Annotated in this window: 16 protein-coding genes and 1 pseudogene; 8 read left to right on the plus strand and 9 right to left on the minus strand. The window is 72.8% G+C overall.

The annotated features are described in order from the left end of the window. Nucleotides 1–11: 11 nt before the first annotated feature. Nucleotides 12–3,032, plus strand: coding sequence for an alpha-mannosidase (locus ABVB68_RS07815; protein ID WP_353600145.1), 3,021 nt, complete (start codon nucleotides 12–14; stop codon nucleotides 3,030–3,032). A 385-nt stretch (nucleotides 3,033–3,417) separates the two neighbouring features. On the opposite strand, the gene ABVB68_RS07820 is transcribed toward ABVB68_RS07815, so the two are convergent. Further along, nucleotides 3,418–4,827, minus strand: coding sequence for a lipase maturation factor family protein (locus ABVB68_RS07820; RefSeq protein ID WP_353600146.1), 1,410 nt, complete (start codon nucleotides 4,825–4,827; stop codon nucleotides 3,418–3,420). A gap of 159 nt (nucleotides 4,828–4,986) precedes the next feature. Here ABVB68_RS07820 and ABVB68_RS07825 point away from each other — a divergent pair, with 159 nt between their 5' ends. Beyond that, a complete protein-coding gene (locus tag ABVB68_RS07825) occupies nucleotides 4,987–7,050 on the plus strand; it encodes a SpoIIE family protein phosphatase (RefSeq protein WP_353600147.1) in 2,064 nt (687 codons plus the stop codon). Between the two features lie 99 nt (nucleotides 7,051–7,149). Next, the gene (locus ABVB68_RS07830; RefSeq protein WP_353600148.1) at nucleotides 7,150–8,013 is read left to right on the plus strand and encodes an Fpg/Nei family DNA glycosylase; all 864 of its coding nucleotides are present in this window, start codon (nucleotides 7,150–7,152) and stop codon (nucleotides 8,011–8,013) included. Between the two features lie 13 nt (nucleotides 8,014–8,026). Here ABVB68_RS07830 and ABVB68_RS07835 read toward each other — a convergent pair whose 3' ends face one another. From ABVB68_RS07835 to ABVB68_RS07845, 3 genes are all read right to left on the minus strand, one after another. Then, nucleotides 8,027–8,680 carry a zf-HC2 domain-containing protein gene (locus ABVB68_RS07835; protein ID WP_353600149.1) on the minus strand — a complete coding sequence of 218 codons (654 nt, stop codon included), beginning with the start codon at nucleotides 8,678–8,680 and terminating at the stop codon, nucleotides 8,027–8,029. Nucleotides 8,681–8,831: 151 nt separating this feature from the next. Then, the gene (locus tag ABVB68_RS07840; protein ID WP_353600150.1) at nucleotides 8,832–9,347 is read right to left on the minus strand and encodes a hypothetical protein; all 516 of its coding nucleotides are present in this window, start codon (nucleotides 9,345–9,347) and stop codon (nucleotides 8,832–8,834) included. A 142-nt stretch (nucleotides 9,348–9,489) separates the two neighbouring features. After that, a complete protein-coding gene (locus ABVB68_RS07845; RefSeq protein WP_353600151.1) occupies nucleotides 9,490–10,059 on the minus strand; it encodes a sigma-70 family RNA polymerase sigma factor in 570 nt (189 codons plus the stop codon). Between the two features lie 214 nt (nucleotides 10,060–10,273). On the opposite strand from ABVB68_RS07845, the gene ABVB68_RS07850 reads away from it, so the two are divergent. Continuing rightward, nucleotides 10,274–11,416, plus strand: coding sequence for a CapA family protein (locus ABVB68_RS07850; RefSeq protein WP_353600152.1), 1,143 nt, complete (start codon nucleotides 10,274–10,276; stop codon nucleotides 11,414–11,416). On the opposite strand, the gene ABVB68_RS07855 is transcribed toward ABVB68_RS07850, so the two are convergent. Next, a complete protein-coding gene (locus ABVB68_RS07855) occupies nucleotides 11,417–12,841 on the minus strand; it encodes an amino acid permease (protein ID WP_353600153.1) in 1,425 nt (474 codons plus the stop codon). It lies immediately after the preceding gene. A gap of 184 nt (nucleotides 12,842–13,025) precedes the next feature. Next, nucleotides 13,026–13,496 carry a universal stress protein gene (locus tag ABVB68_RS07860; protein ID WP_353600154.1) on the minus strand — a complete coding sequence of 157 codons (471 nt, stop codon included), beginning with the start codon at nucleotides 13,494–13,496 and terminating at the stop codon, nucleotides 13,026–13,028. Between the two features lie 90 nt (nucleotides 13,497–13,586). Between ABVB68_RS07860 and lysX the strand changes: the two genes are divergently transcribed. Together lysX and ABVB68_RS07870 are read left to right on the plus strand one after the other, a co-directional pair. Next, a complete protein-coding gene (gene lysX, locus ABVB68_RS07865; protein ID WP_353600155.1) occupies nucleotides 13,587–16,862 on the plus strand; it encodes a bifunctional lysylphosphatidylglycerol synthetase/lysine--tRNA ligase LysX in 3,276 nt (1,091 codons plus the stop codon). Between the two features lie 92 nt (nucleotides 16,863–16,954). Continuing rightward, nucleotides 16,955–17,788: a polysaccharide deacetylase family protein gene (locus tag ABVB68_RS07870; protein ID WP_353600156.1), complete on the plus strand. Its 834-nt coding sequence runs from the start codon at nucleotides 16,955–16,957 to the stop codon at nucleotides 17,786–17,788. Between the two features lie 31 nt (nucleotides 17,789–17,819). On the opposite strand, the gene ABVB68_RS07875 is transcribed toward ABVB68_RS07870, so the two are convergent. Next, a complete protein-coding gene (locus tag ABVB68_RS07875) occupies nucleotides 17,820–18,497 on the minus strand; it encodes a class F sortase (protein WP_353600157.1) in 678 nt (225 codons plus the stop codon). Between the two features lie 907 nt (nucleotides 18,498–19,404). Between ABVB68_RS07875 and ABVB68_RS36870 the strand changes: the two are divergent. Beyond that, nucleotides 19,405–19,809, plus strand: a pseudogene (locus ABVB68_RS36870) (hypothetical protein); the annotation flags it as partial. Between the two features lie 172 nt (nucleotides 19,810–19,981). Here the strand turns inward: ABVB68_RS36870 and ABVB68_RS07885 are convergent. After that, nucleotides 19,982–20,746 carry a bestrophin-like domain gene (locus ABVB68_RS07885; protein WP_353600159.1) on the minus strand — a complete coding sequence of 255 codons (765 nt, stop codon included), beginning with the start codon at nucleotides 20,744–20,746 and terminating at the stop codon, nucleotides 19,982–19,984. A gap of 32 nt (nucleotides 20,747–20,778) precedes the next feature. Beyond that, nucleotides 20,779–20,907, minus strand: coding sequence for a hypothetical protein (locus ABVB68_RS07890; RefSeq protein ID WP_353600160.1), 129 nt, complete (start codon nucleotides 20,905–20,907; stop codon nucleotides 20,779–20,781). 802 nt (nucleotides 20,908–21,709) lie between these two features. Here ABVB68_RS07890 and ABVB68_RS07895 point away from each other — a divergent pair. Then, complete coding sequence (locus tag ABVB68_RS07895) at nucleotides 21,710–22,675, plus strand: SCO0930 family lipoprotein (RefSeq protein ID WP_353600161.1); 966 nt, start codon at nucleotides 21,710–21,712, stop codon at nucleotides 22,673–22,675. Nucleotides 22,676–22,955 lie beyond the last annotated feature (280 nt).

The raw sequence follows: 22,955 nt of genomic DNA on the forward strand, positions 1-22,955 counted from the left end.
GAGCACCCCGCATGCATGACGACCGCACTCTGGTGGAAGCCCGCCTCAGGCGCGTCCTCGACGAACGCATCCGCCCCGCCGTGTACCCCGAGTCCGTGCCGCTGCGGGTCGCGGTCTGGCACGCGCCCGGCGAACCCGTGCCGGTCGCGGAGGGCCTCGCCGCCGAGCCGGAGCCGATCGAGGTGGGCGCCCGGTGGGGTGCCCCGTGGGGCACCAGCTGGTTCCGGGTGACCGGGACCGTGCCCGAGGCGTGGGCCGGGCGCACCGTCGAGGCCCTGCTCGACCTCGGCTTCGACGAGAACATGCCCGGCTTCCAGTGCGAGGGACTGGTCTACCGGCCCGACGGCTCCCCGGTGAAGGGCCTCAACCCGCGCAACCAGTGGGTGCGCGTCGGCGCGCCGGCCGAGGGCGGCGAGGAGGTGTGCCTGCACATCGAGGCCGCCTCCAACCCGGTCATCCTCGATTACCACCCCTTCCGGCCCACCCCGCTCGGCGACAAGGACACCGCCGGGCACGAACCGCAGTACACCCTCACCCGCATGGACCTCGCCGTCTTCGACGAGACCGTGTGGCAGCTGGTGCTGGACCTGGAGGTGCTCGGCGAGCTGATGTCCGAACTGCCCGTGGACTCCGCGCGCCGCTGGGAGATCCTGCGCGCGGTCGAACGGGCCCTGGACGCCGTCGACCTGCAGGACGTGGGCGGCACCGCGGACCGGGCGCGAGCCCGGCTGGCCGGGGTGCTGGCCGCTCCCGCCGTGCCGTCCGCGCACCGGATCAGCGCCGTGGGGCACGCGCACATCGACTCGGCATGGCTGTGGCCGCTGCGCGAGACCGTGCGCAAGGTGGCCCGTACGACGTCCAACATGACCGCCCTCATCGAGGACGAACCGGAGTTCGTCTTCGCCATGTCCCAGGCCCAGCAGTGGGCCTGGGTGAAGGAGCACCGGCCCGAGGTGTGGGCGCGGGTGAAGAAGGCCGTGGCGGAGGGCCGGTTCGTGCCGGCCGGCGGCATGTGGGTGGAGTCGGACACCAACATGCCCGGCTCGGAGGCGATGGCCCGTCAGTTCGTGCACGGCAAGCGGTTCTTCCTCGACGAGTTCGGCGTCGAGAACGAGGAGGCCTGGCTGCCCGACACCTTCGGCTTCGCCGCGGGCCTGCCGCAGATCATCAAGGCGGCCGGTTCCAAGTGGCTGCTGACCCAGAAGATCTCCTGGTCGCAGACGAACAGGTTCCCCCACCACACCTTCCAGTGGGAGGGCATCGACGGCACCCGGATCTTCACGCACTTCCCGCCCGTCGACACCTACAACTGCTCCATGAAGGGCTCCGAGATCGCCCACGCGGCGCGGAACTTCAAGGACAAGGGCCGGGCCAGGCACTCGCTCGCGCCCACCGGCTGGGGCGACGGGGGCGGCGGCACGACCCGCGAGATGGTCGCCAAGGCGGCCCGGCTGCGCGACCTCGAAGGCTCGGCGACCGTCGTCTGGGAGACACCGCGCGCGTTCTTCGAGAAGGCCGAGGCCGAGTACCCCGAGCCGCCCGTCTGGGTCGGCGAGCTGTACCTCGAACTGCACCGCGCGACCCTGACCAGCCAGGCCAGGACCAAGCAGGGCAACCGGCGCAGCGAACACCTGCTGCGCGAGGCCGAGTTGTGGGCGGCCACGGCCGCCGTACGCACCGGGTTCCGCTATCCGTACGAGGAGCTGGACCGCATCTGGAAGACGGTCCTGCTGCACCAGTTCCACGACATCCTGCCCGGCTCGTCCATCGCCTGGGTGCACCGGGAGGCCCGGGCGACGTACGAGCGGATCGCCGGTGAGCTGACCGCCGTCGTCGAGGCCGCCCAGCGGGCGCTGGCCGGCCAGGGCACCACCCCGCTGCTCTTCAACGCGGCCCCGCACCCCCGCCACGGCGTCCCCGCCGGCGGCGCCGCCCCCTGGCGGACGCCCGGCCGGACGACCCTCGCGCCCGGCCAGGACGGCGGCCACGTCCTGGACAACGGCCTGCTGCGGATCACCGTGGACGGCCGGGGCCTGGTCGTCTCCGCGTACGATCCCGCCGCCGGCCGCGAGTCGATCGCACCCGGCACGGCCGCCAACCTGCTCCAGCTCCACCCGGACTTCCCGAACATGTGGGACGCCTGGGACGTGGACTCCTTCTACCGCAACACCGTCACCGACCTGACGGACGCCGACTCGGTCACGGCCGGCGAGGACGGCGCCTCGGTGCGGATCGTCCGCTCCTTCGGCGACTCCCGGGTCACCCAGGTGCTGTCGCTGCCGCCGGGGGAACGGCGGCTGCTCATCGACACCGAGGTGGACTGGCACGAGACGGAGAAGTTCCTGAAGCTGGCCTTCCCGCTCGACCTGCACGCCGAACGGTACGCGTCCGAGACCCAGTTCGGGCACGTCTTCCGCCCCACCCACACCAACACCTCCTGGGAGGCGGCCAAGTTCGAGGCCTGCAACCACCGCTTCCTCCATCTGGAGGAGCCCGGCTGGGGCGTCGCGGTGGTCAACGACTCGACGTACGGGCACGACGTGACCCGGACCGTGCGGGGCGGCGGCGACCGCGGTACGACCACCACGGTCCGGGTGTCCCTGCTGCGCGCCCCGCGCTTCCCCGACCCGGAGACGGACCAGGGTGTGCACCGTTTCCGGCACGCCCTGGTCCCCGGCGCCTCGATCGCCGACGCGGTGCGCGAGGGCTGGCGGATCAACCTGCCGGAACGGCGGACCACCGGAGCCGGGGAGGTGGCCCCGCTGGTCACCGTCGACGACGAGGCGGTGGTGATCACGGCGGTGAAGCTCGCCGACGACGGCAGCGGCGACGTGGTGGTCCGCTTCCACGAGGCTCAGGGCGGCCGGGCCCGGGCCACCCTCACCGCCGGTTTCGAGGTCGCGGACGTCACCGTGACCGACCTCCTGGAACGGCCGGGCGGCGACGGGGAGCCACCGGCACGCGACGGCGCCCGGATCACCGTACGGCTGCGCCCGTTCGAGCTGATGACCCTCCGGCTGCGCCGGGCCTGACCGCCGCCGGGCCTGACCGCCGCCGGGGCGGGGCCGGCGGCGGCTCGTGCGGGCGAGGCGGCACACCACCGCGCCCTCCACCGCACCCGGCCCCGGCCCTCCACCGCACGCGGCCCCCGGCCCGCCCCGCACCCGGAGTCCGCCTCGCGGCCCCCGCACCCGGAGTGGCGCGGGAGCCGCGGGCCACCGGGCCGCTGCCCCGCGACGGGGCACCGTCATGAGGGCCGCCCTGCACACCCCGCCGAGGCCCGGCGGCCGGCAGACGTCCCGGCCGGCCGGTTGGGCGCGGACAGTCACGTCGGCCGGCCGGGTGGGCGCGGGCACTCACACCCCGCCGAGCCGGGCGGGCGGCAGGCGCCCCGGTCGGCCGGGTGGGCGCGGGCACTCACACCGCGGCCAGCCGGGTGGGCGGCAGATACTCGCGCACATACGTCCGCTCCCAGTACGCGCCCGTCTCCCGCTTCTCCTGCCGGGTGGTGTAGCGGTAGCGGAAGAGGCGGGCCCGGACGTGCCGGGGCGGGGTGTCCGGCGGGAACGGGGAGCGGCGCAGCAGTCTCAGCGTGTCGCGGTCGTTCTCCAGCAGCCGTTCCACCAGGCCGCCGAACCAGTCACCGGCGTACGCGGGCGACAGCGCGGCGAACCACATCAGCCAGTCCAGGCGCAGGTGGTAGGGCGCGTACTGGCGCGGACGCCGGCGCGGATCGCCGGGTTTGCCCTTGAACTCGTACTCCCGCCAGTCCGAGTCCTCGCCCGGGGTGTCGTCCAGCGTCCCCTCGACCACCACCTCGTAGCGCACCCGGCTGACGCTGCCGAAGGCACCGTAGGTGTTCACCAGGTGCAGCGGGTCGAAGGAGCGGTTCATGATCTGGCGCCGGGAGATCATGTTGCGCACCGGCTGGTAGCTCAGGACGAGCAGCAGGGCGCCGACCGCCAGGACGACGACCTCGTACCACAGCGGTGCCGGCGGCACGGACGGCGCGGTCCCGGGCAGCCGGAGCGCGGACAGGGCCAGCACGATGGTGATCCAGTTCAGCCACGCGAAGTTGCCCGAGAGCACCAGCCACAGCTGGGTGACGATCATCAGGGCGGCCGCGGCCGAGGCGACCGGCTGCGGCGTGAACAGGAGCACCGGCACGACCAGCTGGGTGAGATGGTTGGCGGCCACCTCGGCCCGGTGCACCGGCTTCGGCAGATGGTGGAAGAACCGGCTCAGCGGGCCCGGCATGGGCTGCGTCTCGTGGTGGTAGTACAGGCAGGTCAGCTCGCGCCAGCAGGTGTCGCCGCGGAGCTTGATCAGCCCGGCGCCGAACTCGACGCGGAACAGGATCCAGCGCAGCAGGAACAGCACGACGACGGGCGGCGCCACCTCGTCGTTGCCGAGGAAGGCCGCGAGGAAGCCGGTCTCCAGCAGCAGCGACTCCCAGCCGAACGCGTACCACGTCTGCCCCACGTTGACGATCGACAGGTACAGCGCCCAGGGCACCAGCCACAGCAGGATCGAGCCCCACAGCGGCACTTCGGAGTCCGCGCCGGCCAGCAGGGCCGCCGACACCGCGCAGCCCGCCCAGGCGCAGGCCGCGAAGAACCGGTCCGAGTAGTGGGCGTGGAACAGGCTCGGCGCCCGCTTGAAGGGCACCCGCGCCAGGAAGCGGGGGACCGGCAGCATGCCGCGCTCCCCGAGCAGCGCCCGGAACTGCAGGGCCGCCGTCAGGAACGCGACGAGATACACGGCGGCCAGGGCCCGCTGGAGAACCAGCCGGCTCAGCCAGTAGTCGGGTGCGGTGAACCAGTCCACGGCGGTGCGCGCCCTTCGTAGCGGCCAGACGGTCCCCGAGTTGCCCCTCGGGCCACCGCGATGCGGACGATACCGGGAAATCACTGGGAGTGATGGGGTGCATGCGCCGCGCGTGGGTGCAAACTCGAAGAATCGGGCAAATGCTGGCAAGGTGGCCCCATGGCTGATCGGGCAGCGAGCGCCCTGTCACTCCCGGAGGACTGGCCCGCCCATCCGGACCCGATCCTGGCGCTCAACGGCATGGGCAGCTTCGACTGGGACCTGGAGACCGGTCTCCTCCACATGGACGTCCAGGCCCACGAGGTGTTCGACCTGCTTCCCGAGGAGTTCGACGGCCGCCCCGAGTCCCTCTGCGTCCGGGTGCCGTCGCCGGAGGCGGCCCGGCTCGACGCGGTGGTCTCCCGGGCCATCAAGGACGGCAGCGAGAACTACGGCGCCTACTTCCGGATCCGCTGCCGCGACGGCTCCCCGCGCTGGACGCACACCCAGGGCTACATCCGGCGCGACGCGTCCGGCCGCCCCCGCCGCGTCGTCGGCATCGTCCGCGACGCCACCCAGGAACTCGCCGACAGCACGACCCGCAGCCTGCGGGCCGCCCAGGACGAGGCCCTGCGCCAGCAGACCAACGTCGTCCAGACCGTCTCCGCCGCCCTCGCCCACGCGCGCAGCGTGCAGGACGTCATCGACGTGCTCAAGGACACCCACGGCGTCCGCCATCTCGGCGCGGCCAGCCTGGTCATGGGCCTGGTGGAGGCCGGCCGCATCCGGCTCGTCGCCGAGGCGCCCCCGGGCAGCTTCATCCCGGTCTCCACCCAGGTGCACCGCATCGACGAGCCGTACCCGATGAGCGAGGTCGTCCGCACGCTCCAGCCGCTGTTCATCGAGTCCCCGGAGGAGTTCGCCGAGGGCTACCCGATCCTCTGGCCGCACCTGACCGATCTGCACATCACCTCGGCCGCCTACCTGCCGCTGATCGCCCAGGGCCGGCCGATCGGGGCCATGGGCCTGCTCTACGACGACCGGCGCGGCTTCTCCACCGAGGAGCGTGCCGTGCTGGTCGCGCTCGGCAGCAGCATCGCGCAGAGCCTCATGCGCGCCATGCTCTACGAGCAGGACAAGGACCTCGCCCAGGGCCTCCAGCAGGCCATGCTGCCCCGCACCATCCCCAGCGTCCGCGGCGCCGACGTCGCCGTCCGCTACCGTTCGGCGGCGCTCGGCCGGGACATCGGCGGCGACTGGTACGACGTGATCCCGCTGCCCGGCGGGCGGGTCGGCGCGGTCATCGGCGACGTCCAGGGCCACGACACCCACGCGGCGGCCGTGATGGGCCAGCTGCGGATCGTGCTGCGCGCCTACGCCGCCGAGGGGCACACCCCGGCCACCGTGATGGCCCGCGCCTCCGTCTTCCTGGACGAACTCGACACCGACCGCTTCGCCACCTGCCTGTACGCGCAGGCCGACCTGGCCACCGGGGTCGTGCAGGTGGTCCGGGCCGGCCACATCGACCCGCTGCTGCGGCACGCCGACGGCAGCTGCCACCGGGTCCCCGTCGCGGGCGGACTCCCGCTCGGCCTGTCCGCCGAGTTCGGCCGTCTGGAGTATCCCGTCTCCACCGTCGAACTCGACCCCGGCCACACCCTGCTGCTGTGCACCGACGGACTGGTCGAGCAGCCCGGCACCGATCTCGACGACGGCATGCGCCGGCTGACGGAGCTCGTCGCGGCCGGCCCGGACGACGTCGGTGACCTGGCGGACCGGCTGATCCGGATGGCCGAGGAGCGGGGCGGCGACGACGACGTGGCCCTCCTCCTGCTGCGCCGCCGGGTCCCGGAGTCCCCGCGGCCGGGCGGCCGGCTCCAGCAGCACGTGGGGCCCGGCGATCCGGAGGCCCTCACCCACGCCCGGCACATGATCCGCGCCGCCGTCCAGGCGTGGGGCGCCCGCGACCGCGCCGACGAGATCGAACTGGTCGCCGACGAGCTGATCACCAACGCCCTGATGCACACCGAGGGTTCGTCCGTCGTCTCCCTGCGGTCCCTGGGTGAGGGCCGGCTCCGCATCGAGGTCGCGGACTCCTCCAGCGCCCTGCCGCGCCGCCGCGAGGCGGGCGAGGACGGCGTGTCCGGCCGCGGGCTGCTCCTGGTGGACCGGCTCGCCGACGCCTGGGGCGTCGAGGCGCGCGGCGGCGGCAAGGCGGTGTGGTGCGAATTCCGGGTGCCGTAGGGCCGGCCAGCCGGACCGCCTGGCGCCGCGGGTGCGGTGCCGTAGGGCCGGCCAGCCGGACCGCCTGGCGACGCCGGTGCCGGATGGCACCCTGGACGTATGCCGGAACTGCCCGAAGTCGAAGCGCTGACGGACTTCCTCACCGAGCACCTGGTCGGCCGCCGGGTCGCGCGGGTGATGCCGGTCGCCATCAGCGTCCTGAAGACCTACGACCCGCCGGTCACCGCCTTCGAGGGCGGTGAGGTGACGGCCGTGCGCCGGCACGGCAAGTTCCTCGACCTGGCGGCGGACAGCGGACTGCACCTGGTCACCCACCTGGCGCGGGCGGGCTGGCTGCAGTGGAAGGACCGGCTGCCGGACGGCCCGCCCAGGCCGGGCAAGGGCCCGCTCGCGCTGCGCGTGGCGCTGGAGACCGGCGAGGGCTTCGACCTCACCGAGGCCGGCACCCAGAAGCGCCTCGCGGTGTACGTCGTCCGTGACCCGCGCGAGGTCGAGGGAATCGCCCGGCTCGGCCCGGACCCGCTCGCCGGCGACTTCGACGAGGAGCGCTTCGCCGCCCTCCTGAAGGGCGAGAGACGCCGGCTCAAGGGCGCGCTGCGGGACCAGTCACTGATCGCGGGCGTCGGCAACGCCTACAGCGACGAGATCCTGCACGCCGCGAAGATGTCCCCGTTCAAGCTCGCCGCGTCCCTCACGCCCGAGGAGACCCGTCACCTCTACGAGGCGCTGCGGAGCACGCTCACCGAGGCGATCGAGCGCTCCCGGGGAGTGGCCGCCGGACGGCTGAAGGCCGAGAAGAAGAGCGGCCTGCGGGTCCACGGCCGCACCGGTGAACCCTGCCCGGTGTGCGGCGACACCGTCCGCGAGGTCTCCTTCAGCGACTCCTCGCTGCAGTACTGCCCCGCCTGCCAGACGGGCGGCAAGCCGCTGGCCGACCGCCGGCTGTCCCGGCTGCTGAAGTGAGTCCCGGCCCGGCCTACCGTGCCCTCAGGGTCACCAGCGGCCGGCCGTCCTCGGCGCGGACCTCGTAGCGGTCGATCTCGTCCGGGTGCATCCCGGCCGTGCCGAGCGTCATGGTGGGCCCGGCGTCCCGGCCGGGGTCGGTCCAGCCGGCGACGACCTGCTCCGTGCCGTCACGGCCGATCGCGACGAGCCGGCAGGTGCGCGATCCGGACCCGTCCCTGACCTCCAGCCGCAGGTCGCTGCCCCAGTCCGCGTCCTTCGAGGTGACCTTGGCCCACACCCCGGTGCGCGGGTCGGTGGCCGCGGCCACCCGCGCGGCGGGCTCGGCGTTGCCGGTGAACGCGACGACGCCAGGACCGGCCACGGCCAGCAGGACGGACGCGGCGAGCCCGTACAGCAGACGGCGGCGACGCGCCCGGTGCCGGCTGGCGATCTCGCCGAGCAGCCGGTCCAGCAACCGCGGACCGGGCTTCGCCAGGGCAGGGACGAAGCGTGGCGTGGCCCGCCGGTACAGCATCAACTGCCGTGCCGCAGGGCCGAATTCGGTCACCTCTGCCGCGCACTGAGGGCACTCCATGAGGTGGTCCTCGAAGCGGAAGGCCTCCGCCTCGTCCAACACGCCGAGCGCGTAGGCGCCGACGTCGCGATGCCTCTCCTGGGACCTCATGCCGAATCCTCGTGCCGAAGGGTGGGGGTGGGGTTACTCCTTGCTCCCACCCGTACGCAGCGCACAACCGAATCACTCAAGGCACACACCGAATCGTGACCGAAGAGATTCGGAGCGGTACGGCACGCGGATTGGTGCGAGTTTCGGACGTTCAGAAAAGGTGGATCGCGAGGTGCCCGAGAGGCAGTCCGAGCCGCCAGGCCGGTGTCCACACCTTGGGTCCGTCGTCCTCGCCGAGCACCGCACCGCCGCCCGGTACGGCGTCGAGATCCGGCGCGAGGAGTTCGGTCTCCTCCAGCCAGCGCCAGGCGTCCTCCGCGAGCGCCAGGTCGGGCGAGGGGCCGCCCGTCCCGGTGGCCCCGGCGGTCAGCTCGGCCATGCGCGCGCGCACCCAGTCCCGCCACGGCTGGTCGTAGGCGGTCAGCGACAGCCAGTTCTCCAGCTGGGAGATCACCCGGATGCCGGACAGTTCCCCGTCGGTGTCGGACAGGAAGACGGTCAGCGCGAGCGCGTCCCGGCCGGCCCGGAACTCGAAGGACGTCGGCGGCATCAGATCGCCGGTGCGCAGCAGCTCGTCGGCGATGTACTCGGCGTACAACCAGGCCATCGGGACGGTCAGTTCCCCGCCGCCGGTGCCGTCCCTGCTCTCGTGCCCTCTGTGCAGCATCCCTTCCTGCCCTCCTCCGGTACGTGCGCGTCGCCCTGACCCCCGGACCCTGCCCTCGCCCGGAACGCGGATGAGGACAGCCCATTGCCCGAACGGGGGCCACAGCAAGGCGCTTTACCGAGGTTTGACCAGATTTCCGGTTTCAGTGCGGATCGGCCGCATAACCCGGAAGGACCCGGCGCAGAGCGCGCAGCGCATAGTACGCGCGCGACTTCACGGTACCGGGTGGAATGCCCAGGGTCCGCGCCGCCTCCGCCACACTGGCCCCGCGGAAATACACGAGCACCAGCACGTCACGGTGGGCCGGCGTGAGTGTCTTCACAGCCTCCCGGACGTCCAGCATCGCGGCGGCCCGCTCGGCGTGGTCGCCGGTCACCCGGGCGTCCTCGGCGATCGCGTCGCCGGTCTCGGGCGGCCGGGCCTGCCGGGCCCGCCGGGCGTCGATCGCCAGCCGCCGGGCGACGGTCAGCAGCCAGGGCCGTACGGAATCGAAGTCGCCGGCGTGCAGCGCCTCGGGATGCTGCCAGGCGCGCACCAGGGTCTCCTGCACGAGGTCCTCCGCGCGCTGCCGGTCCCCGTCGCAGAGCCGGAGCAGCAGGGCGAACAGAGGCCGGCCGTGCTCGCGCTGGAGCGCGGCCAGCTCGTGCTCGGCGGTGGTGGTCCCGCGGGTCGCCGCCGCGGTCCCGTGGATCAGTGGGGTTCCGGCCGTCATGGCCGTATGGCAGCGCAGGGTGCGGGCGGGCGACAGGGGGCGCACACGGCTCTGCGGCGGACGGTCGATCGGGGCGGCGAACGGTCGGACGAACGGTCGCAGGACACCGGACGGGTTAATGAGGGTGCCTGGATTGTTTACACAGGGAGCCAGATTCGTACCCATATGCCCGACGCGGCCATGTCGTATATAGGAAAATCCTTGAGGTGAGCTGATGATCGGACGCAGGCAACAGGTGGCCCTGGCCCTCACCGCCGTGCTCGCGGCGGCGGCCGCCTGCCAGAACGCGGAGCGGCAGGAGAACAAGCATCCGGGGGCCGCCGCACCCGCCCACGGCTTCATCCTCGCCGCCTCCGGCGACATCCTGCCGCACGACTCCGTCATCGAACGGGCGGCCTTCGACGCGGGCTCCGGCTTCGACTTCCGGCCCATGCTCGCCGGTGCCGGGCAGGTCGTCTCCAAGGCCGACCTGGCGCTGTGTCACATGGAGACCGTCTACGGCGCCGACGGCGACTACTCCGGCTACCCGAAGTTCAAGTCCCCGCCGCAGATCGCCCAGGCCCTCGCCGCGGCCGGCTACGACGGCTGCTCCACCGCCTCCGACCACTCCCTGGACGACGGCACCGACGGCATCCGGCGCACCCTGGACGCCATGGACCAGGCCGGCCTCAAGCACGCCGGCACGGCCCGCAGCGAGGCCGAGGCACACGCGGTCACCCTCCACCGGGCGGGCTCGGCCAAGGTCGCGCACCTGGCGTACACCTTCGGCACCGACGCCGGCCCGGTGCCGCCGGGACAGCCGTGGGCCGTCAACCTGACCGACCCGGACCGGGTGATCGCCGACGCCCGCGCCGCCCGCCGGGCCGGTGCCGACGTGGTCGTGGTCTCCGTGCACTGGGGCACCGAATGGCAGGACGAGCCGGACCGGCTCCAGCTCGCCCTCGCCCGGCGGCTCACCGCGTCCAGGACGGGCGGCCGCCCGGACATCGACCTGATCCTCGGCACCCACGCCCACGTCCCGCAGCCGTACGAGAAGGTCAACGGCACCTGGGTGGTCTACGGCATGGGCGACCAGATCGCCGGCGAGATGTACAACCGCAGCGGTGTGCAGGACCGGCGCGGCAACGAGTCCACCATCGGCCGCTTCACCTTCGCCCCGCCCGCCCGGCCGGGCGGCCGCTGGCAGGTCGTCAAGGCCGAGTTCGTCCCGCAGGTGTACGACGTCGACGCGGGCCGGGTCCTCGACCTCGGCCAGGCCATCGCCGGCGGCGCCGAACTGGAGGGCGTGCGCCAGCGCATCCACGATGTGGTCCTCAGCCGCGGGGCCGCGGCGGACGGACTGGCCATGGGCGGGTGATCACTCGGCGGACGGGCGCGCGGCGAGCGCCGAGTGGCGGTAGGAGTAGCCGAAGTAGATCACGCAGCCGACCGTGAACCACACCGCGAACCGCACCCAGGTCTGCCACTGCAGGAAGGTGATCAGCCAGACCGAGAAGAGGACACCCAGCGCCGGCACGAACGGCATCCCGGGCGTACGGAAGGTGCGCGGCAGGTCGGGCTGCCGGTACCGCAGCACGATCACCGCCGCGCACACCACGACGAACGCCAGCAGGATGCCGATGTTGGTGAGTTCGGCCGCCTCCCCGATGGGCACGAACCCGGCGATCGCCGCCGACGCGACCCCGACGATCCAGGTGACCCGGGTCGGCACGTGCCGCGTCGGGTGCGTCCTGGCGAACCACAGCGGCAGCAGACCGTCACGGGACATCGAGAACCACACCCGGGTCACGCCCAGCATGAACGTGAACATCACGGTGAGGATGCCGATGATCGCGCCCACCGCGACCAGGTTCGCGAGCGCGCTCAGGCCCACCGAGTCGAACGCCGTGGAGAAGCCGCTCTCCGGATCGATGGCCCGGTAGTTCTGCATGCCCGTCAGCACCAGGCAGGCCGCCACGTACAGCACCATCGAGATCGCCAGCGAGTAGACGACGGCCTTCGGCATGTTGCGCTGCGCGTCCTTCGACTCCTCGGCGGCGGTCGACATGGCGTCGTAGCCGAACACGGCGAAGAACACGGTCGCCGCACCGGTGAACGCACCGCTCACCCCGAACGGGAAGAAGGGGTGGTAGTTCCGGGTGTCGATGTGGAACACACCCACCCCGATCACCACCAGCACCACCAGCACCTTCAGCGCCACCACGGCCGTCTCGAACCGGGCCGCGCTGCGCATCCCCAGGTTGAGCAGCCAGGCGATCACCAGGCACAGCACGGCCGCGAACAGGTCGACCCGGTGACCGGCCCCGGTCCCGGGCGCCCCCTGCAGCCAGTCGGGCAGATTGAGCCCCAGATTCTCGACGAGGAAGCCGAAGTAGCCGGAGATCCCGATCGCGACCACGGCGACGATCGCCGTGTACTCCAGCAGCAGATCCCAGCCGATGAACCAGCCCGCGAACTCACCGAGCACCGCGTAGCCGTACGTGTACGCCGACCCCGCCTTGGGGATCATCCCGGCGAACTCGGCGTACGACAGCGCGGCGCAGGCACTCGCGACGCCGGCGACCAGGAAGGAGACCAGCACCGCCGGCCCGGCGATGCCGTGGGCCACCGTGCCGGCCAGCGTGAAGATTCCCGCGCCGATGATGCCGCCCACGCCGATCGCGGTGAGCTGCCAGAGCCCCAGCGACTTGTCCAGCCCGGTGCCCTCGCCGGCCTCCGTCTCCTCGATGTGCTCGATCGGTTTACGCCGGAGAATCCCCTCACCCGTACGGAGCCTGGCCACGCGCCTCACCTCTTCGCCTCGGGCAAACGGCTGACGGCGGATCATGATGTCCCAGGGCCGCCTTGAGGGGAAGCCGCCACGCACGGCCCAGGCCGGCCGTGGGTCCGCCGGGCGCCCTCACCGGCCCCCGCCACCGCGATCGCCCGCCGGGACCCGCCGCGCGCGGTCCCGGCGCCGTGGCGTCCTACGGAACGACCGTCACCGGCCAGCGTCCCGCCTTCACCAGCCGGACCGCCACCGAGCCGACGATCCGGTGCCCGGCCTGCTCCGAGGCACCCACCACCACGGCGTCCGCCTTCAGTTCGTCGGCCGCCTTCACCAGACCGTTGTAGGGATCGCCGCGGAAGGTGTGGAACTCCCAGCGCACCTCGAATATCCCCCTGACCCGCTCGGCGGCGTCCCGGATCTGCGCGATCAGGTCCTCGGCGATCTCGTCGGTCGTCTCCGCCACCGGCGCCCCGAGCGCCGCCCCGGCGGCGAGCACCGGCTGCACGTACACCACGGCCAGCAGCGCGTGCTGGCGCCGGGCCAGTCCGCCCGCATAGGCGGCGGCACGCAGCGAGGAGTCGGACCCGTCCACGCCGACGACGACGACCTTGGGCCCGTCGGTCCCCCGCTCGAACCGGTGCGAGCGCTCTTCGTGCTGTTCCGTCACGGCCGTGAGGCTATCGGAACCCGCCGTTCCAGCCGAGCCCCGGGGCCGCTCGACGGGCGAGCCGCCCGGCCCCTTCCTACAGTCGGAACCATGACCGCCACCGCGGAGCCCGGCGCACGCGGGCACGCCACGGCACCGCCCCCTGCCGCCGGCCGGCGCCTCGGCTGGGTGCCGGAGGCCTTCGCGACCCTCTTCGGCGCGCTCGGTCTGCTGTGCGCGCTGCTCGCGGTCGTCGCCCCGCTGCGCGGCCCGCTCCGCCCGCTCGCCCACACCCTCGACCTGCTCCTGGTCCCCATCAGCGCCAACCTCGCCTACGCCGTCTTCCTGTTCCTGCTGGCCGGAGCCACCGCCGCCCGCAAGAAGATCGCCTGGTGGCTGGTGGTCGTCTACCTGGGCCTGCTGGTCCTCAGCGATGCCGTCGGCGCCGCGCTCGGCCTGTACGCGCAGTCGCTGCCGTCCCTGGTGCTGTGCGCCCTGCTGCTGCTCCTGCTGGTCGTCGCCCGCAACCAGTTCTACGCCGCCTCCCGCCACGGTGCCGTACGACGGGCGCTCGGCGTGCTGCTGGCCGGTCTCGTCGTCGCCGTCCTGCTCGGCTGGGGCCTGGTGTCGCTGTTCCCGGGCACCCTGCCGCACGGCCAGCACCTGGCCTGGGCGGCCGACCGGGTGTGCGGTGGACTGATCGCCGACAGTTCCTTCGACGGCCGCCCGGCCCGCCAGGTCACCTTCGTCCTCGGGCTGCTCGGCGCCCTCGCACTGCTCAACGCCGTCGTCACGCTGTTCCGCTCCCAGCGCCTCGAGGCCGCCCTGCACGGTGACGAGGAGGCCCGCATCCGCGCGCTGCTGGCCGCCTACGGCGAGCGGGACTCCCTGGGCTACTTCGCCACCCGCCGGGACAAGGCCGTCGTCTTCTCACCCAGCGGCAAAGCCGCCGTCGCCTACCGCGTCGAGGCCGGGGTGTGCCTGGCCGGCGGCGACCCGGTCGGCGACCCGGAGGCCTGGCCGCGCGCCATCGAGGCCTGGCTGGACGTGGCCCGCCGGCACGCCTGGGCACCCGCGGTGATGGGCGCCTCCGAGGACGGCGCCCGCGCCTACGCCCGCGCCGGGCTCGGCGCCCTGCAGCTCGGCGACGAGGCGATCGTGCACGTGGCCTCCTTCGACCTGGGCGGCCGGGACATGCGGGTCACCCGGCAGGCCGTGCACCGGGTCCGCCGCACCGGCGCCACCTGCCGCGTCCGCCGGCACGCCGGCCTCACCGAGCACGAGATGGAGGAGATCGTCACCAAGGCCGACGCCTGGCGGGACACCGAGACCGAGCGCGGCTTCTCCATGGCCCTGGACCGGCTCGGCGACCCCGCCGACGGCGACTGCCTCCTCGTCGAGGCGCTCGGCGACGACGGCCGGCTGCTCGCGCTGCTCTCCTTCGTGCCCTGGGGCCGCGACGGCATCTCCCTGGACCTGATGCGCCGTGACCGGACCGCGCCCAACGGGGTGATGGAGTTCATGGTCGCCGAACTGTGCGCCGCCGCACCCAAGCTGGGCGTACGCCGGATCTCGCTGAACTTCGCCGTCTTCCGGTCCGTCTTCGAGGAGGGCGCCCGCATCGGCGCCGGGCCCGTCCTGCGGCTCTGGCGCCGCCTGCTGCTGTTCTTCTCCCGCTGGTGGCAACTGGAGGCGCTGTACCGCTCCAACGCCAAGTACCGCCCCGAGTGGTACCCGCGCTTCATCTGCTACGGCGACACCGCCTCCCTCGCCCGGATCGGCCTCGCCTCCGGCATCGCCGAAGGCTTCGTGTCCGTACCGTCCCTGCGCAAACTCTGGGGAAAGGGGCACCCGAACACCGGGCAGCGGCCCGCCGGCACCGAGGGGCTGCCGTCCCTGACGGCGCTCGGCCTCGACGGAGGGGACCAGGCCGGGCCCGCAGCCCCGGACGCGGACCTGCCCGACCAGGTCCGCGTCCGGCACCGCAGGCTCGACCGGTTGCGCGCCACCGGCACCGACCCCTACCCCGTCGGCGTCCCCGCCCCCACCCACGCGCTCGCCGACGTCCCCGCCGGCGAGGACGTGACCGTCGCCGGACGCGTCATGCTGGTCCGCGACTTCGGCGGCATCGTCTTCGCCGTACTGCGCGACTGGTCCGGCGACCACCAGATCGCCCTCACCCGCGACGGCTCCGGCACCGCCCTCGACCGCTTCACCCGCGACACCGACATCGGCGACCACATCACCGCCACCGGCCACACCCGCCCGAGCGACAAGGGCGAACCCACGGTCTTCGTCACCTCCTGGCAGCTCACCGGCAAGTGCCTGCGCCCCCTGCCCGACAAACGCCGCGGACTCACCGACCCCGAGGCCAGGGTCCGCCGCCGCCACCTCGACCTCGTGACCGCCCCCGAGGCCCGCGCCGTGCTCCGCACCCGCTCCGCCGCCGTGCAGGCACTCCGCCAGGGCCTGCTGGAGCGCGGCTACCTCGAGGTCGAGACCCCGATGCTCCAGCAGATCCACGGCGGCGCCAACGCCCGGCCCTTCACCACCCACATCAACGCCTACGACCTCGACCTGTACCTGCGGATCGCCCCCGAGCTGTATCTGAAGCGGCTGTGCGTCGGCGGCCTGGAGAAGGTGTTCGAACTGGGCCGCACCTTCCGCAACGAGGGCGTCTCCCACAAGCACAACCCCGAGTTCACCATGCTGGAGGCCTACCAGGCCCACGCCGACTACGACGTCATGCTCGACCTCGCCCGCGAGCTGATCCAGGGCGCCGCGACCGCGGCCTTCGGCTCCCCGGTGGCCCGCAAGGACGGCGAGGAGTACGACATCTCCGGGACCTGGCCGGTGAAGACCGTGCACGGGGCGATCTCCGAGGCCGTGGGAGAGGAGATCGGCCCCGGCACCGAACTGCTCCGGCTGCACCGGCTGTGCGACCGCACGGGCGTGCCGTACACCGCCGACGACGGGCCCGGCGACGTGGTGCTGGAGATGTACGAACGGCTGGTCGAGGAACGCACCGGGCCGCCCACCTTCTACAAGGACTTCCCGACCGACGTCTCCCCGCTCGCCCGGCAGCACCGCACCGATCCCCGGCTCGCCGAACGCTGGGACCTCGTCGCCTTCGGCACCGAACTCGGCACCGCCTACTCCGAGCTGACCGACCCCGTCGAACAGCGCCGGCGCCTCACCGAGCAGTCGCTGCTGGCCGCCGGCGGCGACCCCGAGGCCATGGAACTGGACGAGGAGTTCCTGCAGGCCCTCGAATACGCGATGCCCCCGACCGGCGGGCTCGGTATCGGCGTCGACCGGCTCGTCATGTTCCTCACCGGCCTGACCATCCGGGAGACGCTGCCCTTCCCGCTCGTACGCCGCCGCTGAACCCGCCGTCCACTGCGCCGTCCGGGTGGATCGACGCCGCCGCACCGGTGGCGTTGCGGTGCGCCGGAGTCCGGCGGGGCGACTGATGAGTCATGCAGAAGGATCAGTTGTTCACGCGGCGCCGGTTGCTTCTCGCCGGCGCCGCCGCCGTGGGCGCCGCGGGTACCGCCGGGCTCGTCCTCGCAGGCGGCGACGAGGAGACCGCCCGGACCGCAGCCCCCGTCGCCGGACCGCAGGCCCGCCAGGCGCTCAAGCCCTCCGCCTTCCGGCTCCAGCCGCTCACCGGATACGGACCGCCACGCGAGGCGCCCCGCAAGCTCAAGGTGCGCAAGGAGCCCATCATGGAGATCTCCGGGCGCGGCCGGCGCATGATGCTCACCTTCGACGACGGCCCCAACCCGAACTACACGCCGCACATCCTGGACACCCTGGCCAGGTACCACGTGCGGGCGATGTTCTTCGTGTGCGGCGAGTGCGTCGTCGAGAACCGGGAACTGCTGGCCCGGATGGCCGACGAGGGCCACGTCGTCGGCAACCACACCTGGACGCACCCGCTGCTGACCACCCTGGGCCGCAAGGAGATCCGCTCCGAGATGGAGCGCACCAGCGACGTCATCGAGGACACCTACGGCGAACGCCCGCAGTGGTTCCGCGCGCCCTACGGCGCCTGGAACCGCGCCACCTTCCAGCTGGGCGCCGAGATGGGCATGGAGCCGATGGCCTGGACCGTCGACACCACCGACTGGGAGGTGCCCGGCACCGGCACCATCATCGACCGGGTGGAGAGCGGGGCCGCCCCCGGGGTCGTGGTGCTCTCGCACGACGCCGGGGGCGACCGTTCACAGACCGTCCGGGCGATCCGGGAATGGCTTCCCTATCTGATCGACTCCGGATACCGCCTCACCGTGCCGCCCCGCCGGACCTGACGGCATTCCCCGCCCGCCTGGTGACGCGGCCTCAGGTGACCGCGACCAGGCGGGCGAAGGCGACGACGTTGCCGTCGTAGCCGTTCTGCTTGGAGAAACCGCCACCGCAGGTGATGATGCGCAGTTCCGGAGTCCCCTTGGAGCCGTACACCCGGTCACCGGGGAAGCTGCTCTTGGAGAAGACCTCGACCCCGTAGACCTCGAACACGGCGGTCTTTCCGTCCTGGCGCGTGACGGCGACCTGGTTCCCCTTCTTCAGGGCCCCCAGGCCGTAGAACACGGCCGGGCCCTTCTGGTTGTCGACGTGGCCGACGACGACGGCGGTGCCCTTCTCGCCGGGGGAGACCGCGCCGGTGAACCAGCCGGCCAGGTTCGGATCGTCCGGCGGGGGAGCGGCCACCCAGCCGTTGGCGTCCAGCCCGACCGGCATGACCGGGGCGTCGACCTGGATGGCCGGGATCCGGATCCGGTCGGCGGCGGAGAACGGCAGCGACAGGGGCGCCGCGGCCACGGGGTCCGGCGCGGCGGTGGTACGGGTGTCCGGTGCCGCCGCCGAGGCCGGCTGCGGCGGGCCGACGTCGAACTCTCCCGAACCGTTCCGAATGAGCGCCAGGCCGGTCAGCAGAACAAGCGCTATCACGCCCCAGGGAGCGCGTTTCCTCCGCCGCTCCTCCTCTTCGGCAAGTTCCGCCAACTCGGACGCGTACATTCGTCACCCCTCTCGACGCGGCCGTCGCCGCGTCCGTCGCGCATGGGAAAACGCTAAGTCCCGCGCGCGCGACGGGCGACGGGGCAACGGGCGAACGGGTGGCCCGGCGCATTCCCGGTGCGCCATCCGAGTTGCAGCTTCCAGGAATTTTCTGACGGTCCGTGACCTGCGGCAATGTCTGATTGTGTGGTTTTCGCCCGGCGTGTTGCCTCACCAGGACGGACCATTCTCGAAATGCGGGCGTGTTCCGGGGGTCTGAGGGTCTTTCCGGGAGGTGTTTTCTCGCCGATCGACCGGGGACGGGACCCGGGCGCCTCCCGCGGAGGATCACATGCGAAACCAACGTGCCCTGGCGGCCGCGTGCGCCGCGGTAGCCGCGATCGGGTTCGTCGCCCCCGTGGCCGTCGCGGACGGCATGGGCAACGGGGGCGGCCCGAGCACCACCAACAACAACGGCACGGCCATCGTCCCCGGCACCGGCGTGGGAGGGATCGCCGGCATCGGCGGCGTCGGGGGTGTCGGCGTCATCGGAGGAGTCGGAGGAGTCGGCGGGGTAGGGGGTGTAGGGGGTGTCGGGAACGGCAACGGATTCGGCAACGGCTTCGGGAACGGGAACGGCAACTTCGGCAACGGCAACGGCCACGGGAACTTCGGCAACGGGAACTTCGGGAACGGCAACGGCCGCGGCAACTTCGGGAACGGCAACGGCAACGGCCACGGCAACTTCGGGAACGGCAACGGCAACGGCCACGGCAACTTCGGGAACGGCAACGGCAACGGCCGGGGCGACGATTTCGGCCGCGGTGACGAGTTCGGGGGCGGCGATCTCGGCGGAGACGATTTCGGTCACGGAGACGACGGCTTCGAGGAGGGACTCGGCGTCGGGGACGGACTCGGAGGCGACTTCGGCGGCCGGGGCGGCCCGCGCAACATCGTCGCCCGACCCGGTGTGGTCCCCGCCGGGGGCCGGCTCACCGTCACCGTGGACGGTTGCCGGGGCGGGGCCATGACCTCCCGCGCCTTCCGCACCACGCCGCTGGCCCCGCTGCGCGGCGACGTCTCGCGGGGCGTCGTCTTCGTCGACCGTGGCGCTCGTCCCGGCCGGTACGACATCACCGTCCGCTGCGGCGGCCTCAGGCTGACGCGTCCGAGGGCCTTCGCCGTGCTCGGCGGTGTGCAGGGCGGCCTCGGTGGCAGCAGGACCGTCGGCGCGACGACCGAGGACATGGCCATCGGCAGCGGCCTGGTGGCACTGGCCCTGGTGGGCGGCGGCGCGTTCTGGGTGCGCCGGCGGCACGAGCGGCACGCCTGAGCCCGCCCGCCCGCACCCACGGCACGGCGCACCCGTGCGACAGGCCTGTGCCCCGGTACCTCGCGGGAACCGGGGCCGGGGCCTGCCGTGACGCGCCGGCGGGGCCTGCGGCCCGCGGCCGGTCACGGCATGATGCGGCATGTCAGGGCAGGCCACGCCGTGATGGGGCCGGCTACGCCGTGATGTTCGGGAACAGGTTGAGGAACGGCTCCGCGTTCACCGCGATGCCCCGGCTGTAGGGGGCGTCGAAGTCCCAGATGAGGAACAGCATGAAGGCGATGGTCGCGGAGAAGAGCCCGGCCAGGATCAGTTCCCGGCTGGTCCGCCGGATCTGCAGCGCGAAGACCATGCCGACGGTGATCACCGCGCCCGTGATCAGCCCCCACCACACCACCGGCGGCATGGTGGCCCCGGTGGAGTCGGCGCGCGCGTTGCGGGCCTGGTCCGCTGCGGCCATCTGGTCCAGCACCGGCTGGTAGGCCTGCGCCTCGAAGTCGTTCTTCGGCTGGTAGTCGGTCACGTCCTGCCGGACCTTCTGCAGCAGTTCGGCACCCCGGTCGGTGACCTGCCCGTCGCGCTCCATGGTCTTCCACTCGGTGTGCACCACGTAGCCGGCGTAGGCGTCGACGTCGTTCCGGATGCGGTCGCGGACGTCCGGCGGATACACCCGGACCCGCGCCGAGATCTCGTGCAGCGCCTGGGCCTCGGCCTGCACGTGGTCCTGCGCGGAGTTGCGGGCCTCCCAGACGCCCGCGATGGCCAGGCCCAGGACGATGGCGTACACGACGCCGATCCACATCGTCATGTACTCGATGACGTCGGGGGTCTCACTGGGGTCCTCGTCCTCCGGGGCCCTCTTGTGCCGCACGAAGGTGACGAGCACCACCACGGCACAGACCCCCAGGATCGCGAGGACGAGAACAAGCCAATCCGACAACAGGTGCCTCCTGATGTGAGCCGACCCGCGCGTCAGCGCGGGCGCAGCGCCGCGACCGCGACGATCGCGGGAACGGTGATGAGCAGGACATAGGTGACCGGCGTGGTGTGGCCGGGAGCGGGGTGGCCGGTGGCGTGCGGGTGGTACACCGGGTAGCTCACCGGCGTCACCGACGGCCGCGGTGCCGGTTTCGGTGTCGGTTCGGGCTTGGGCGCGGGCGGGGGAGCCGGCGGGGCGAGAGGCGGGGGCGTCGGCCTGGGCGCCGGCGGAGCAGGGGCCGGCCGGGGCGGCGGCTTCGGCGCGGGAGTGGGCTTCGGCGGCGGCGGTTTCGGTGCCGGCTTCGGCGGCGGTGGGGGAGGGGGTGGCGGGGGTGGCGTCGGGGTCGGCGTGGGCGGGCACGGTGGTGGCGTCGGCTGCGGGCAGGGCGGCGGAGTGGGCCAGTGGTGGTCGTGGTGGCCACCGTGGTGGTGGCCGATACGGTCACCGGCGTAGGCCACCGCCACCGTGCCCTCCGGGCCCGTCGAGGCGGACGCGCAGGCGTCGGCCGAGGCGCTGCCGACCGGGCAGCCCACCAGGGTCCAGGTCAGCGTCAGCAGGGCCAACGCGCGCGTGGTGGGCGCGCAACGGGTCACTTCGGGTCCATGCACGACGAGAGCATGGGTTCCGAAACGCGGTCGTACGCCGTAGGGCGCCGGGATTGCTCCGAAAGGGGTACATGGCGCGAGCGACGGTTTGACCGCCGAAGCGGGACGGCCGCCGGGAGGCGTACGCCCGTACGGGTCGAGGCGGCCGGGCGGCGCGGGGCGCACGGGCCTCGACGGCGGTTCGCGGCACAGCCTCCGGAAAGAAAACTCCGAAGAACTTCCCGTCCCGTTGAACACTCCGGCCCCCGCGCCGCGTACCCATGGCCGTGCGGCGGCACGCAGGGCGCTGCAATATCAGGGTGATGATGGGGAGTTGACCATGAAGACCTCCTGGCGGACCGCCGCACTGGTGGCCACGGCCGCGTCGGTGCTGGCGCTGACGACGGCGTGCGGTCAGGACAACGCCGGCGCCCCCGCGTCGTCGGCCCAGAACGTCGGGGCCACGGCGCCCGCGGGCGGCTACGGCAGCCCGGGCAGCGGGACCACGACCGGCGCGGGCAACGGATACGGCGCGGACGGCAACCAGGGCTCCGCTTCCCCGGCCCAGGCGGCCCCCGCGGGCAAGCTGACCGTGGCAGCCCATCCCGATCTGGGCAAGGTGCTCACCGACGGGTCCGGCCTCACCCTGTACCGGTTCGACAAGGACGTCGCCGATCCGCCCAAGTCGAACTGTGACGGCGACTGCGCCGTCACCTGGCCGCCGGTGCCCGCCGGGGACGCCTCCGCCGGCGCCGGTGTGGACAAGGCGATGCTCGGCGAGGTCACCCGCGCCGACGGCAGCAAGCAGCTCACCATCGGCGGCTGGCCCGCCTACCGCTACGCCAAGGACGTCAACGCGGGCGACGCCAACGGCCAGGGCGTGGGCGGGAAGTGGTTCGCGCTCGCCGCGGACGGCAAGAAGGCGTCCGTGGCCTCGCTGCCCGGCCTGTCCGTCCGCAAGGACGCCAAGCTCGGTGACGTCGTCGTCGACAAGAACGGCATGACGGTCTACCGCTTCATGAAGGACCAGGCCTGGCCCAAGTCCGTGTCCAACTGCACCGGCGCCTGCCTGGGGAAGTGGCCGGCCGTCGAGCCGGTCAGCGCCGACAACACCGAAGGCGTGAAGAAGAAGGGGCTGATGCCCTTCACCCGGTCGGACGGACGGGAGCAGATGACGGTCAACTGCTGGCCGATCTACACCTTCTCCGGTGACAAGGCCCCCGGGGACACCAACGGTCAGGGCGTCGGCGGCACTTGGTACGCCGTCTCGCCCGACGGCAAGCCGGTCGGCATGCCGGGCAAGTAGATCACCTCCCCAGGGTCGATCGCCCCGCCCTACCGGCGTGCCGCCCGAAGGTCCGCCCCCTCCGCACCGCACGGAGGGGGCGGACCGCTGTGCGGGTCACGCGGGTGTGCGTCGCAGGCCGCCGGCCGCGGCCGTCACGCAGCGGGGTCGTACAGGCACTTGCCGCAGGCAGTGACCGGGAACGGATGGTCAATTTCCGTTTCGGGTCGCTCCTTTGGCAGGCGATCAGTAGCCTCAGCTCGAACACCGGATCGCCTCACGCCTGTCGTCCACGCCTTGG

Source organism: Streptomyces sp. NPDC096012, assembly GCF_040426375.1.
In the GTDB taxonomy this organism is placed as follows: Bacteria; Actinomycetota; Actinomycetes; order Streptomycetales; family Streptomycetaceae; genus Streptomyces.